The organism is Geobacillus sp. BMUD, assembly GCF_013096845.1.
GTDB lineage: Bacteria > Bacillota > Bacilli > Bacillales > Anoxybacillaceae > Geobacillus > Geobacillus vulcani.
The window spans coordinates 183,082-197,640 of the sequence record NZ_SDLA01000002.1; the positions used below are offsets into that span (position 1 = coordinate 183,082).

The window sequence follows — 14,559 nt, forward strand, 5'->3', positions numbered from 1 at the left end:
CAAAGAAAAACCGACTTCAGCGACGATCCGCTTGCGCCGAAGCCGTACATAAAAGAGGGGCCGGGCGAACCGCCCGACTCGGTTACGAGCGGACCGCCCGCTTTGGTTGCCAATCGTTCGCCTTGCCGCCGTTTCCTTTGGCTAGACGAGCTTTTTCTCCGAGCGGTCCATAGCTGCGGGCAGCAGCGCGGGGCCGCGGCGGAGCGCCTCTTCGCCGAACACATGGACGAGCACTTCCTCAAGGCGGCGGACGGCGATGATTTGAATGCCGTTGACTTCGCCTAGAAGCGATTGCATATTCTCAATCGGGATGATGACTTTTTTCGCCCCGGCTTGTTTGGCCGCTTTGATTTTGGCGAACACGCCGCCGACCGGTTTCACGCAGCCGCGGATGCTGATTTCTCCGGTCATCGCGACCGTATGATCGACTGGCAGCTGGTAAATGGCGGAATAAATGCCGACCGCAATCGCCACTCCGGCTGAAGGACCGTCAACCGGCGCCCCGCCCGGAAAGTTGACATGAATGTCGTAGCGGTCCGCTGGCACGCCCATCGCTCGCAACACTGTAATGACGTTTTCCGCCGAGCCGCGCGCCATGCTTTTGCGCCGCACCGATTTTTCTGCGCTGCCGATGCTTTCCTCTTCGATAATGCCGGTGACATTGATCGATCCTTTTCCTTTCGCCGGCAAGGCGGTCACCTCAATTTCGAGCAGCGCACCGGTGTTCGGACCGTACACGGCAAGGCCATTGACGACGCCGACCGCCGGGGCAGACGCAATTTTCTTCTCATAACGCGGGGTCATCTGACTTGATTGAATCACCCATTCAATATCTTTGTCTAAAATTTTCTCCCGGTTTTCTGTAATAGCGAGACCAGCAGCGATTTGCATCATGTTGACCGCCTCCCGTCCATTGCGCGCATAGGAGGCAAGGAGGCGAATGCCGCTTTCTGACACATTCAAGCGAATTTTTTCCGCCGCCTTTCTGGCGATCAAGGCGATTTCGTCTTGATCGAGTTCACGGAAAAACACTTCCAAGCAGCGGGAGCGAATGGCCGGAGGAATTTCGTTCGGCGTGCGAGTCGTCGCCCCGACAAGACGGAAATCAGCCGGCAGCCCATTTTGGAAAATATCGTGAATATGGCTTGGGATTTGCGGATTTTCTTTGCTGTAATAGGCGCTTTCAAAAAATACTTTCCGGTCCTCCAACACTTTCAACAACTTGTTCATTTGGATCGGATGAAGCTCGCCGATTTCGTCGATGAATAAAACGCCGCCGTGGGCGTTCGTCACCGCCCCTTGCTTCGGCTGGGGAATGCCGGCTTGCCCCATCGCCCCGGCCCCCTGGTAAATCGGGTCGTGCACCGAGCCGATGAGCGGGTCAGCGATGCCGCGCTCGTCAAAGCGCGCCGTCGTCGCGTCAAGCTCCACGAACACCGCATTTTTCTTAAACGGGGAGAGCGGGTTTTTTTTCGCTTCCTCAAGCACAAGACGAGCCGCCGCTGTCTTGCCGACGCCAGGGGGGCCGTAAATGATGACATGCTGCGGGTTTGGCCCGCATAAAGCCGCTTTTAACGCCTTGATGCCATCTTCCTGACCGACAATGTCAGCAAAACTTTTCGGCCGCACTTTTTCCGCCAGCGGCTCGGTGAGCGAAATCGAACGCAGCTTGCGGAGCTGTTCCATCTCTTTGCGCGACTCTTTATCAATCGAGACTTTTTGCACACGCTGCCCTCTTAGCAAATTCCAAAAATAAAGGCCGATGATGACCCCGAAAAACAGCTGAATAAGAAGCACGATGTTCGTCCAATCCATGCCCCGATATCCTCCTGCCTCTAGATGGTATGTAGTATGATAGTATCTCCGTGAACGGACGGGAATAAACAAAAAAAGCGCCGGCCGGCGCCCAGGGCATGGGCGGCAAAAAAAGAAACCGCCGGAAAAAGGCGGTTTTCCATCAGGCAGATGTTTTCCGTTCCAACTCGATGACGGTGCCGTCATGGCGGATGAGTGTCGGCGGCTTCGTGCCGCGCACGGTCTCTAGGGTAATAATGCATTTTTGCACATCTTCGCGCGACGGCAACTCAAACATCACATCGAGCATAATCCCTTCGATGATCGAACGAAGACCGCGCGCGCCCGTTTTCCGTTCAATCGCTTTTTTCGCGATTTCGCGAAGCGCCGCTTCCTCAAACTCAAGCTCAACACCGTCAAGCTCAAGCATTTTTTGGTATTGCTTGACAATGGCATTTTTCGGTTTCGTCAAAATGTCAATCAACGCCTGTTCGTCGAGCGGCTCGAGCGTCGTAATGACCGGCAGGCGGCCGATGAACTCCGGAATGAGCCCAAACTTGAGCAAGTCTTCCGGCAGCACTTTCGACAACAAGTTTTTCTCGTCGACATCCGTCTGGTTCATTTCCGCGCCAAACCCGATCACTTTTTTGCCAAGGCGGCGCTTGATGATCGGCTCGATGCCGTCAAACGCCCCTCCGCAAATGAACAAAATGTTCGTCGTGTCGATTTGGATGAACTCTTGATGCGGATGTTTGCGGCCGCCCTGCGGCGGAACGCTGGCAATGGTCCCTTCTAAAATTTTCAACAGCGCCTGTTGCACGCCTTCACCGGATACGTCACGGGTGATGGAAGGGTTTTCCGATTTACGGGCGATTTTGTCAATTTCATCGATGTAAATGATGCCTTTTTCCGCCCGTTCGACGTCATAATCAGCCGCTTGGATGAGCTTTAACAAAATGTTTTCGACATCCTCGCCGACGTAGCCCGCTTCCGTGAGCGACGTCGCGTCAGCGATGGCAAACGGCACGTTCAAAATGCGCGCCAATGTTTGCGCCAACAGCGTTTTCCCGCTCCCGGTCGGCCCGATCATCAAAATGTTGCTTTTCGACAGCTCAACATCGTCGATTTTGCTGCCGGAATTGATCCGTTTATAATGGTTGTAAACAGCAACGGCGAGCGATTTTTTCGCCTCGTCTTGACCGATGACGTACTCATCTAGAATTTCCCGAATTTCCAACGGTTTCGGCACGTCTTTAAATTCAAATTCTTCCTCATTGCCAAGCTCTTCTTCCACAATCTCGGTGCACAATTCGATGCACTCATCGCAAATGTAAACGCCCGGACCGGCGACCAGCTTGCGCACTTGATCTTGTGTTTTGCCGCAGAACGAGCATTTCAATTGCCCTTTTTCATCATTAAACTTAAACATGTCATTTCACCCCTTGCCAACGAAATCGCACGTGCGTATGTATCGTGTCTCGCCACCCTTTGTTGCAAAAACGTATGTATTCGCTATTTTACCATAAACATTTGTGAAAAAGCGAATGAAAAAACTGTTATTCGTTAGAAAAGTTTGAAAATTGCTGTTCAGCTGCCATTGGTGAGAGAAAGAACAAGGCACGAACGTCTCGCGCCTTGTTCTTTCCTTACATTTATTATTATGCCGCAACCTTGCTGTGCTCTACAAGAAAATCGACCGTTTTTCGCCATTTTAAATCTTCTTTGACGCCATCTAAGCTGCCGAGCAGCTCTTTGATCTTGTCGACGCTCAGCTTGTAGGCTTCCGCCATTTTTTCCAGCTCTTTGTTCACTTCCTCATCGGTTACTTCGATGTTTTCCGCTTTCGCGATCGCCTCGAGCGTCAGCGCCGCACGCACCCGTTTTTCAGCATCCTCTCTCATTTGCTCGCGCAATGCCGCTTCGTCTTGGCCGGAGAACTGATAGTACATTTGCAAGTTCATCCCTTGCATTTGCAGGCGCTGATCAAACTCGCGAAGCATCCGGTCTGTTTCATTTTTGATCATGACCTCTGGAATATCCATTTCGGCGTTGGCCGCCGCTTTTTCGACAACCGCGTTGCGCAGCGCGGTTTCCGCTTCATTCTTTTTCGCTTCTTCCAGCCGAGCGCGGATTTTCGCCTTCAGCTCGTCGAGCGTTTCGACTTCGTCATCGACGTCTTTGGCAAACTCATCGTCAAGCGCTGGCAGCTGTTTCGCTTTCACTTCATGCACTTTCACTTTAAATGTCGCCGCTTTGCCGGCCAATTGCTTCGCATGGTATTCGTCCGGAAACGTGACTTGAATTTCTTTTTCTTCACCGGCTTTCATGCCGACAAGCTGCTCTTCAAAGCCCGGAATGAACGTTCCAGAGCCGATTTCAAGCGAATAGTTCTCCGCCTTGCCGCCTTCAAACGGTTCGCCGTCAACAAACCCTTCGAAATCGATGACGACCGTATCGCCGTTTTCCACCGTCCCGTCTTCTTTAACGACAAGTTCGGCGTAATTTTCTTGCAAACGTTTCAATTCGTTTTCGACATCTTCGTCCGCCACGGTTGTATCCATTTTTTCCACTTCAAGCCCTTTGTATTGACCGAGCTTCACTTCCGGCTTTACAGTCACTTTCGCTTTGAAAATTAAACTTTTGCCTTTTTCCATTTGCTCAATGTCAATCTCTGGCATTGACACCGGTTCGATGCCTGCCTCTTCGACCGCTTTGGCATACGCCTCTGGCAGCAAAATGTCGAGCGCATCTTGATAGAGCGCTTCAACGCCGAACCGTTTTTCAAACAGAACGCGCGGCACTTTCCCCTTGCGGAAGCCCGGAAGCGTGATGTTTTTCACCACTTTTTTAAACGCGGCGTCCAAGCCTTTGTTCACTTTCTCGGCGTCAACCTCAACGGTCAATACGCCTTCGTTCCCTTCAAGCTTTTCCCATTTGACTGACATCCTTGTTCCCTCCACCTGAAATCATTGCTCGGACCATAGCGCAATCCGCTTGTCCATGACTTTTTATGATGCCCGATTATGTAGACCATTATGCGAAAACAGATACATAGCACAGCCATTATATTATAACATACAAAAGCCATGTTTCAACAGAGAACGAGTCATTAGAGGAAGGAAAGTTCTTCGATTTCGTATAGCTTTTGGCAAAGCCTTGCCATCTTCGCCTCCTCCACACCATAGCGATCGGCCAAAGCGGTTGTGTCAGCATCCAAGCCTAAAAACCGATTCGCCATCCAATGAAGGGCGGCAAGCCATGCATCGACGTCCGCCGGATCAGGCGGGAACGGATACAAAACGTATGCATAGCGAAGCCAAATTTCCGCCGCTGTTTCGTATAAGCTCGGGCTTTCCGCCGCAAGCTGCTGTTCAAGCCGACTCAGCAGCGATGAAGCAAATTCCGTCTCCGTCTGTTCGTCCAACATGGACGGGACGACCTCCACACAACGGCCAAACTTTTCAACCGTCACCGTTTCGCTGACTCGCTTCCCTGTCAACAAGCGAAGAAGCATCGTTTTCGCCATCGGGCTTTTTTCCGGTGTGCATAAATATTGCTTGAGCAGCGGGAGCACCGGGGTGATGTCTTCTTTTTCGAGCTGCTTAATGAGCTGCAGCTGCTCCGCAATGTCCCCAGACTCAAGCAGCCGTTTCACCTGCTTCCACTCCGCTGGCGGAAGCGTGCGGGCGTTCATTTTTTCACTGAAGCGAAGCAGCTGGTGAAGCTGTTCGCGCAACGAAACGGATAGGGACGGACGGCGCAAGGCGTTGTGGATCACCATTTCCGCCTTGCTGTATCGGTTTGTTTGCAACAGCACGGCGAGATACATTTGCAACAGATCGCTGTTGTTCGGCTGTTCGTCAAGCAAGGCGGCGAGGCGCCGCTCCGCCTCATCGTATTCCCCAAGCTCATAGCAACAAACAGCAAGCCCAAACCGGATGGGGAAGCTGTCATCACCGAGCTGCTCAGCGGTGCGCAAAAAGCGGAGCGCTTCCTTATACCGCTTCGCCTCGAGCGCGGCAAACGCCTCTTCCATCAGCCGTTCTTTCGTTTGCGGAAACATGATGATTTTTCCTTTTTTTTCGTTCATCTTCGCCCGCTCCTATGTGTGTTTACCACAAGTGTAACAAGTTTTCTTAACCGAAACAAGCTGACCCTTTTGGCACTTGCTGCCGCCATCCGTTTTCTTCATCCTCCTATAGGCAAAACAAATCGGCTGTTCCTGCCAAAATAACGGCGGAACAGCCGATGTTTGCCGCCACGTTGCACCGCAAAAGACAGACGCTTACGGCCGTGGGCTATGCTGTTGTTCATACGCTTGAATATACGGTTCATATACAAACGTTAAATCAATTTCATCCCATCCTTTTAACAGCAGCTGTTTTCGATACGGGTCGATGTCAAACCGACGCGAAAACCCTTCATCGTCAAATACCCGCTGTTCTTCAAGCGAAATGGTCAGTTCATAATCGGGGCGCTCGCTTTGGCGCAACAGGTAGCGGACGTCCGCTTTATCCAGCCGGATCGGCAACAGCCCATTTTTTAAGCAGTTGTTGTAAAAAATGTCGGCGAACGATGGAGCAATGATTGCGCGGAATCTGTAATCTTGCAGCGCCCACGGTGCATGTTCGCGCGATGAGCCGCAGCCGAAGTTTTCATCGGCGACTAAAATCGTCGCCCCTTCGTTTTCCGGGCGGTTGAGCTCAAACTCTGGATTTGGCGTGCCGTCGCTCAAATACCGCCAATCGTAAAAGAGAAACTGGCCAAAGCCGGTGCGTTCAATCCGCTTCAAAAACTGCTTTGGAATGATTTGATCGGTATCAATATTCGCCCGATCGATGCCGGCGGTTTTTCCACGGTGGATTGTAAACGGCTTCATCGTCCTTTCCCCTTCCGTTATGGATGTCACTGATGGCGGAGGGGCGCGGCCTCCTAGGATGCCGCGCCGCCCCTTTTGCAGTCACGATCGTCGATTTAACAGACCGGCTCGGCTTCAAGCTGGCGCACATCGACAAAATGTCCGTAAATCGCGGCCGCCGCTGCCATCACTGGGCTGACGAGATGCGTGCGCGCTCCTTTTCCTTGCCGCCCTTCAAAGTTGCGGTTCGACGTTGACGCACAGTGCTCGCCTTCGGGGATGATGTCCGGGTTCATGCCCAAGCAGGCGCTGCAGCCGGAGTCGCGCCATTCAAAACCGGCGTCAATGAAAATTTGCGCCAACCCTTCCGCTTCGGCTTGCTTTTTCACTTGCTGCGACCCAGGCACGACGAGCGCCCGTACGCCTGGGGCTACTTTTTTGCCTTTGACGATGCTCGCCGCCGCGCGCAAATCGCTAAGGCGCGAGTTCGTACATGAACCGATGAAGACGTGCTGCACCGGAATATCCGTAATCGGCGTGCCCGGCTTGAGCCCCATATACTCAAGCGCCCGACGCACCGCGTTTTGCTCTGTTTTGCTTTCAAATTGCTCGGGATGCGGCACGACACCGTCAACCGATGTGCTCATCGCCGGGTTCGTGCCCCACGTCACCATGGGGGCGATCGTCGAGGCATCGATTTCAATCGTTCGGTCGTATTCCGCCCCTTCATCGGTGGCAAGCGCCTTCCACCGCTCCACGGCCTTGTCAAACTCCTCACCTTTTGGCGCATATTTGCGCCCGCGCAAATAGGCAAACGTCGTTTCATCCGGGCTGATGAGTCCAGCCCGGGCCCCGGCTTCGATCGACATGTTGCAAATCGTCATCCGCTCTTCCATCGACATGCGGCGAATGGCCTCCCCGGTAAACTCGATGATGTAGCCGGTGCCGACGCCGACGCCATAGCGGCCGATGATGGCCAAAATGACGTCTTTCGCCGTCACCCCTTTGCCAAGGCGGCCGTTGATGCGGATTTGCAGCGTTTTCGGCTTATGCTGCCAAAGCGTTTGGGTCGCCAGCACGTGTTCGACTTCGCTCGTGCCGATGCCAAACGCCAAGGCGCCAAACGCCCCGTGCGTCGAGGTGTGGCTGTCGCCGCAGACGATCGTTTTTCCCGGCTGAGTCAAGCCGAGCTCGGGGCCGATGACGTGAACGATCCCTTGCTCGTCGCTATGCAAATCGGCGAGTGGAATCCCAAATTCGCGGCAGTTGCGCTCCAAGGCGGCAATTTGGTTGCGCGCCACTTCGTCGGTAATCACAAATCGGTTAACGGTCGGCACGTTATGGTCCATCGTCGCAAACGTCAAGTCCGGCCGCCGCACCTTCCGCCCTTTTTGCCGCAACCCTTCAAACGCTTGCGGCGAGGTCACTTCATGCACTAAGTGCAAATCAATGTACAATAAATCCGGTTTGCCCTCCTCACGGTAGACGACGTGGTTTTCCCAAATTTTATCAATAATCGTTTTCGGCTTCATTGGCTTTCACCTCGCGCATCTTAGGCATAAACGGTCATAATTTGCGCAATGGCTGTATCATCCAGCACCGCCGTTTTGATTTCTTCGACCATTTCGTTCGTTGATACGACGCGGCCGCCGCTTGGCGCCAAGTCGGCAGTGCGCAAACCTGCCTCAAGCGCCTGATGCACCGCCTGTTCGATCGCTTCCGCCTCGGTGGCAAGCCCGAACGACAGGCGAAGCATCATCGCAGCGGACAAAATCGCCGCGATCGGATTGGCTTTGTTCATGCCGGCGATATCAGGCGCTGAACCGTGCACCGGCTCATACAAGCTCGGACCGGAAGCGGATAAGCTGGCTGACGGCAGCATCCCGAGCGATCCGGACAACATGGAGGCTTCGTCGCTTAAAATATCGCCAAACATGTTTTCCGTCACGATGACGTCAAACTGCTTCGGCGCGCGGATGAGCTGCATGGCCGCATTGTCGACAAGCATATGTTCAAGCTCGACATCTGGGAATTGTTTGGCCACCTCCTCGGCCACTTCCCGCCATAGACGGCTTGACGAGAGGACGTTCGCCTTGTCGACCGACGTCACTTTTTTCTTCCGCCCGCGTGCAAGTATAAACGCCATGCGGACGATCCGTTCGATTTCCTCCTTTTTATATAGCAAGGTATCCACTGCTTTTTCTTCGCCGTTTTCGACGACGCGGCCGCTCGGCTGGCCGAAGTAAATGCCGCCGGTCAGCTCACGGACGATGACAAAATCGACTCCTTGCACGAGATCCGGTTTTAACGGCGAAGCGGAAGCCAAACGATCATAACAAACAACTGGCCGCAAGTTGGCATATAAGTCAAGCTGCTTGCGAACGGCAAGCAATCCTCTTTCCGGGCGCAAATGCGGAGGGTTGTCATCCCACTTCGGACCGCCGACCGCCCCGAGAAGCACCGCATCGCTTTCCCGACAAAGGCGAAGCGTTTCCTCAGGGAGCGGCGTCCCCGTTTCATCGATTGCCGCTCCGCCGATCAATCCATATTCAAACGTAAATTCGTGGCCAAAGCGAATCCCGACCGCTTTCAATACCTCTACCGCTCCGGCCGTCACTTCTTGGCCGATGCCGTCCCCTGGCAAGACAGCAATCCGATAGTTTCCCATGCTGACCCCTCCATTTTATGGTGTTGTTACTTTCTCGTTTTCGCCGCGCATCGCTTCGATCATAAACACACGGTTGATGGCGTTGATGTACGCTTTTGCAGATGCTTCCAACACGTCTTGCGCGGTGCCGCGCCCGCTCGTCTCGATGTCATGGGCGCGCACTTTGACAAACACTTGCGCCAACGCATCGCGGCCGCCGCCGACCGATTCAATCCGATAGTCAAGCAGCATCACCGGCGTTTGGAAACAACGTTCCAATGTATTGTACAGCGCCTCGACGCTGCCGGCGCCGGTCGCCGCTTCTTGGATTTCGTTCCCCTTCCCGTCTTTCAGCACAACAACCGCCGTCGGAATTTGATTGGTCCCGTATTGCACTTGAATGGAAGACAATTGATAAAAATCTTTGAAGTGGTCGAACTTCTCTTCGAAAATCAACGCGATTAAATCGTCGTCGGTAATGTCCTTCTTTTTGTCGGCCAATTCTTTAAAACGGACAAACAGCTGATTGATTTCTTCGTCGGACAACGTGTAGCCGAGCTCCTCGACCCGATTGCGGAGCGCATGGCGGCCGGAATGTTTGCCGAGCACCATCGAGTTTGACGGCACGCCGACAAGCTCCGGAGAAATGATTTCGTATGTCGTTTTTTCTTTTAAGACGCCGTCTTGATGGATGCCCGATTCATGCGCAAACGCGTTTTTGCCGACCACCGCTTTGTTCGGCGGAACGACCATCCCAGTCAGCTTGCTGACAAGATTGCTTGTGCGCTTAATTTCCTGCAAATTGAGGCGCGTTTCCACCTGATAGTAGTCTTTGCGGATGTGAAGAGCGACGGCGATTTCCTCGAGCGCCGCATTGCCGGCCCGCTCGCCGATGCCGTTGATCGTACACTCGACTTGCGTCGCCCCGTGTTCAATGGCCGACAGCGAATTCACCACCGCCATCCCCAAGTCATCATGACAATGAGCGGAGAGTGAAACATTTTCAATATTCGGAACATTGTTTCGTAAATAGAGGAAAATCTCCCCGTATTCTTTCGGCGTAATATAGCCGACCGTATCGGGAATGTTGATCACCGAGGCGCCCGCTTTAATGACCTCGGCGACGATTCTCGCCAAAAACGGCAACTCGCTCCGGCACGCGTCTTCCGCCGACCATTGGACGATCGGGAAAAAGCGTTTGGCGTATTTCACCGCTTCCACTGCCGTCTCAATCACTTGTTCCGGCGTCATCCGCAATTTATGCACCATATGGATCGGCGAGGTGGCGATGAATAGGTGGAGCCGCGGCTCTGCGCCGCCCTTTAACGCCTCCCATGCCGCATCGATGTCGCTTCGGACCGAGCGCGACAACCCGGTGACCGAGCATGTTCTCACCGTTTCCGCGATTTGTTTGACCGCCTCAAAATCCCCTTTGGATGAGGCGGGGAAGCCCGCCTCGATGATGTCCACCCGCAGCCGTTCAAGCTGGCGGGCAATTTCTAATTTTTCTTGCAAATTCAAATTCACGCCAGCGGATTGTTCCCCGTCACGCAATGTGGTATCAAAAAACTTAATGTTTCGCACCTGGCACCACCGCCTCCACTTGTTTTGCTTTCACAAACGGCATCATGCTTCGCAGTTCGCGTCCGACGATTTCGATCAAATGCTCGTTTTCACGCCGGTTGATGGCGTTGAACTCCGGACGGTTCGCTTGGTTTTCCAAAATCCAGCTCTTCGCGAATTTGCCGGTTTGAATGTCATCGAGCACCTTTTTCATTTCCTCTTTCACCGCGTCATTAATAATGCGCGGGCCGGTGATAAAGTCCCCCCATTGCGCCGTATCAGAAATCGAATACCGCATCCACGACAACCCGCCCTCATAAAGGAGGTCGACGATTAGCTTCATTTCGTGCAAACATTCAAAATACGCGACTTCCGGTTGATACCCGGCTTCAACAAGCGTCTCAAACCCCGCTTTAATGAGCGCGGTCAGCCCGCCGCAAAGCACCGCTTGTTCCCCGAACAAGTCCGTTTCCGTTTCTTCTTTGAACGTCGTCTCCAGCACTCCAGCCCGAGTGGCACCAATCGCCTTCGCGTAGGCGAGCGCCGTTTCTTTGGCGTGTCCGGTCACATCCTGATAGACAGCGATGAGCGCCGGCACGCCCGCTCCTTCGGCATACGTGCGCCGCACGAGATGGCCTGGACCTTTCGGCGCAACCAAGAAGACGTCAACATGATTCGGCGGGACGATTTGGCTGAAATGGATGTTAAAGCCGTGCGCGAATACAAGCGCGTTGCCCGGCTCGAGCGCCGGCTCGATTTCCTCTTTGTACACGGCCGGCTGCTTCTCATCCGGCAGCAGCACCATGACGAGATCCGCCTGCTTCGCCGCTTCGCGGACTGAATACACCTCAAATCCGTCTTGTTCTGCCTGCTCCCATGATTTTCCTTTCCGCAGTCCGACGATGACGCGAACGCCGCTGTCGCGCAAGTTTTGCGCATGAGCGTGGCCTTGCGAGCCGTAACCGATGATCGCGACCGTTTTCCCTTGCAGGTATTGTTCGTTTGCATCCCCGTTATAGTAGACTTTTGCCATGATTACCCTCTCCTTTGTTCTGTAGTTTGACCATCCCTACGCTTGGCCGCCCCTTGTTTGGCGGTTCCATGAAGCGATCAGCACGGTTTTGTTATGATAGCTGTTAAATCATGAACACCGTTTTTTGATGCGCGTTGAAAGAACAAGCGCTGGCGCTGGCGAGCAAGATTTAAATAATGAACGCCGTTTTCTGATTCGTCGTCGCTTTTTGCGCCCCGCGGGTAAACGCGGTCGTTCCCGTGCGCGCCACTTCTTTGATGCCATATGGGCGCAGCAGTTCAATCAGCGCCTCGACTTTGTCCGGCTCGCCGGTCACTTGAATGACAAGGCTGTCTTTGCTGACGTCGACGATCGAGGCGCGGAACGGCTCGATGAGCGTGTAAATTTCCTGGCGGACCGAAGGCGGAGCAGACACTTTAATGAGCGCCAGCTCGCGGGCGACGATCGCCTGGTCGGTGATGTCATTGACTTTCAACACGTCGATCTGCTTGTTCAGCTGCTTGATGATTTGTTCCGCGGTCCGTTCGTCGTCGACATTGACGACAAATGTCATCCGCGAAATCCCCTCGATTTCCGTATGGCCGACGGTGATGCTTTCGATGTTGTAATGCCGCTTCGTAAACAGCCCGGTGATGCGGTTTAAGACGCCGGGGCGGTTGTTGACGGTCATTGTGATGATTCTTCGCATGCTTTCACCCCCACCATTTGATGAAGCCCTTTGCCGGGCGCGACCATCGGATAGACGTTCTCGTCGGCGCGGACATGAAAGTCAAGCAGCACCGGACCGTTGATGGCAAACGCCTGTTTTAACACGTCGGCCGCTTCCGCCTCGGTCTTCGCCCGCAGCCCCAGCATGCCGTACGCTTCGGCAAGCTTGACGAAATCCGGTTGGTTCGGAATGAGCGAATGGGAGTACCGTTTGTCATAAAACAGCTCCTGCCATTGCCGCACCATGCCGAGCGCTTGATTGTTGACGATGACGATTTTGATCGGCAGCTGCAATTCTTGAATGACCGACAGCTCTTGGAACGTCATTTGGAAACCGCCGTCGCCGACGATCGACACGACCGTGGCGCTCCGGTCGGCGAGCTGGGCGCCGATCGCCGCCGGAAGACCGAACCCCATCGTGCCGAGCCCCCCGGACGTCACCCACCGATGCGGCCGGTTGAATTTGTAATATTGCGCCGCCCACATTTGATGCTGGCCGACGTCAGTCGTCACGATCGCCTCGCCGTTTGTCATTTCATAGATCATCTCGATCAGTTTTTGCGGTTTGATCGCGCCGGCTTCCGGTTCGTAATGAAGTGGGAAGCGCCGCTTCCATTCATCAAGCTGCGCAAGCCACGCCGCCGTGTCCGCCGGCTTGCCTTGCTGGGCGATCAGCTCTTGCAAGGCGGCTTTCGCATCGCTGACGATCGGAATCTTCGTCGGCACGTTTTTGCCGATCTCCGCCGGGTCGATGTCAATATGGGCGACCGTCGCCTTTGGCGCAAAATCCTTTAAATTGCCGGTGACCCGGTCATCGAATCGGGCGCCGATGTTGATGAGCAAATCGCATTCGTACAGCGCCATATTCGCCGTATACGTACCATGCATGCCGGCCATGCCGAGGAAAAGCGGATGGTCGGCCGGGAAGCCGCCAAGGCCAAGAAGCGTATGGACGACCGGAATGTTTTGCTGCTCGGCGTATTGCCGCAATTCGTCAGCCGCATTGGCGTGCAAGACGCCGGCGCCGGCTAAAATGACCGGCCGCTTTGATTGGCTGACCGCCTCGACAAGCCGACGGATTTGCCAATGGTTCGGCTGCGTCGTCGGCTGATAGCCAGGCAAATGAACGTCTTGATCATAATCAAACTCCCCTTCGGCCGTCGTAATGTCTTTTGGAATGTCGATCAACACCGGCCCCGGCCGCCCGGTCGTCGCAATGTGAAACGCCTCTTTGATGATCCTTGGCAACTCGCTGATGTCGCGCACTTGGTAGTTGTGCTTGGTGATTGGCATCGTAATGCCGACGACGTCCGCCTCTTGAAACGCGTCCGAGCCGATGACGCTTGTCGCCACTTGCCCGGTAAAGACGACGAGCGGCAACGAATCCATCATCGCATCGGTCAATCCGGTGACGAGGTTGGTCGCCCCCGGGCCGGAAGTGGCGATGACGACCCCCGGTTTCCCCGAAATGCGCGCGTATCCTTCCGCTGCATGAATCGCCCCCTGCTCATGACGAGTCAACACGTGAAACACTCCCGCCTTATACAGCTCATCATACAGCGGGAGCACCGCCCCGCCCGGATAGCCGAAAATGACTTCCACCCGCTCCGCTTTCAGCGCCTCAATCAACATCAATGATCCGTTCATTCTCGTTTTCGTCTTCGCCTTTTCCTGTTCCTCGACCTTCATTTTTGCCATCATCCATCCTCCCCGTTGTTTGTCATGCATATAAAAAACCTTTTCGCCCACGATGGCTGGTATTTTCCAGCCAAAGGGGCGAAAAGGTTTCCTTTCCGCGGTACCACCCTTCTTCACGGCCATGACGGCCGCCTCAGGAGCGGCCAGTCAAAACCGGCCGCTCATTTTGGTAACGAGTGAAGCGCGCGTCTTCACTCGTCCAGCCCTACTAACCGTCCGGCGTTCAGGCTGGCGCTCAGAGGTGAGTTCATCAAGCGG

11 protein-coding genes and 1 other annotated feature (1 of these 12 only partly in view) are annotated in these 14,559 nt (G+C 54.3%); all 11 genes read right to left on the reverse strand.

The genetic code is table 11. The features are described from left to right. Positions 1-141 precede the first annotated feature (141 nt). The 11 genes from lonB to ilvB all read right to left on the reverse strand — a co-directional run bounded on the left by lonB (position 142) and on the right by ilvB (position 14,301). Positions 142-1,815 carry an ATP-dependent protease LonB gene (gene lonB / locus ETC05_RS04695; protein WP_171660468.1) on the reverse strand — a complete coding sequence of 558 codons (1,674 nt, stop codon included), beginning with the start codon at positions 1,813-1,815 and terminating at the stop codon, positions 142-144. Positions 1,816-1,957: 142 nt separating this feature from the next. Beyond that, positions 1,958-3,223 carry an ATP-dependent protease ATP-binding subunit ClpX gene (clpX, locus tag ETC05_RS04700; protein WP_031407892.1) on the reverse strand — a complete coding sequence of 422 codons (1,266 nt, stop codon included), beginning with the start codon at positions 3,221-3,223 and terminating at the stop codon, positions 1,958-1,960. Between the two features lie 229 nt (positions 3,224-3,452). Further along, positions 3,453-4,739, reverse strand: a complete 1,287-nt coding sequence (gene tig, locus ETC05_RS04705) for a trigger factor (protein ID WP_171660469.1) — start codon at positions 4,737-4,739, stop codon at positions 3,453-3,455. A gap of 164 nt (positions 4,740-4,903) precedes the next feature. Then, the gene (locus ETC05_RS04710; protein ID WP_031407888.1) at positions 4,904-5,884 is read right to left on the reverse strand and encodes a tetratricopeptide repeat protein; all 981 of its coding nucleotides are present in this window, start codon (positions 5,882-5,884) and stop codon (positions 4,904-4,906) included. Between the two features lie 195 nt (positions 5,885-6,079). Further along, positions 6,080-6,673, reverse strand: coding sequence for a 3-isopropylmalate dehydratase small subunit (gene leuD / locus ETC05_RS04715; protein WP_171660470.1), 594 nt, complete (start codon positions 6,671-6,673; stop codon positions 6,080-6,082). Positions 6,674-6,768: 95 nt separating this feature from the next. Next, positions 6,769-8,184: a 3-isopropylmalate dehydratase large subunit gene (gene leuC, locus ETC05_RS04720; protein ID WP_171660471.1), complete on the reverse strand. Its 1,416-nt coding sequence runs from the start codon at positions 8,182-8,184 to the stop codon at positions 6,769-6,771. A 20-nt stretch (positions 8,185-8,204) separates the two neighbouring features. Continuing rightward, entirely contained in the window at positions 8,205-9,320 is a 1,116-nt protein-coding gene (leuB, locus tag ETC05_RS04725) for a 3-isopropylmalate dehydrogenase (protein WP_171660472.1), read from the reverse strand. Between the two features lie 15 nt (positions 9,321-9,335). After that, complete coding sequence (locus ETC05_RS04730; protein ID WP_031407881.1) at positions 9,336-10,883, reverse strand: 2-isopropylmalate synthase; 1,548 nt, start codon at positions 10,881-10,883, stop codon at positions 9,336-9,338. Further along, positions 10,870-11,895 (reverse strand): ketol-acid reductoisomerase, encoded by a 1,026-nt coding sequence (gene ilvC, locus ETC05_RS04735; RefSeq protein WP_171660473.1) that lies wholly within the window; start codon positions 11,893-11,895, stop codon positions 10,870-10,872. The genes ETC05_RS04730 and ilvC overlap by 14 nt, the downstream gene beginning before the upstream one ends. 169 nt (positions 11,896-12,064) lie before the next feature. Next, complete coding sequence (gene ilvN, locus ETC05_RS04740; RefSeq protein WP_031407878.1) at positions 12,065-12,583, reverse strand: acetolactate synthase small subunit; 519 nt, start codon at positions 12,581-12,583, stop codon at positions 12,065-12,067. Then, a complete protein-coding gene (gene ilvB, locus ETC05_RS04745) occupies positions 12,562-14,301 on the reverse strand; it encodes an acetolactate synthase large subunit (protein ID WP_171660474.1) in 1,740 nt (579 codons plus the stop codon). Before ilvB ends, ilvN begins: the two co-directional genes overlap by 22 nt. 71 nt (positions 14,302-14,372) lie before the next feature. Further along, positions 14,373-14,559: a binding site (T-box leader), on the reverse strand (it continues 80 nt past the right edge of the window).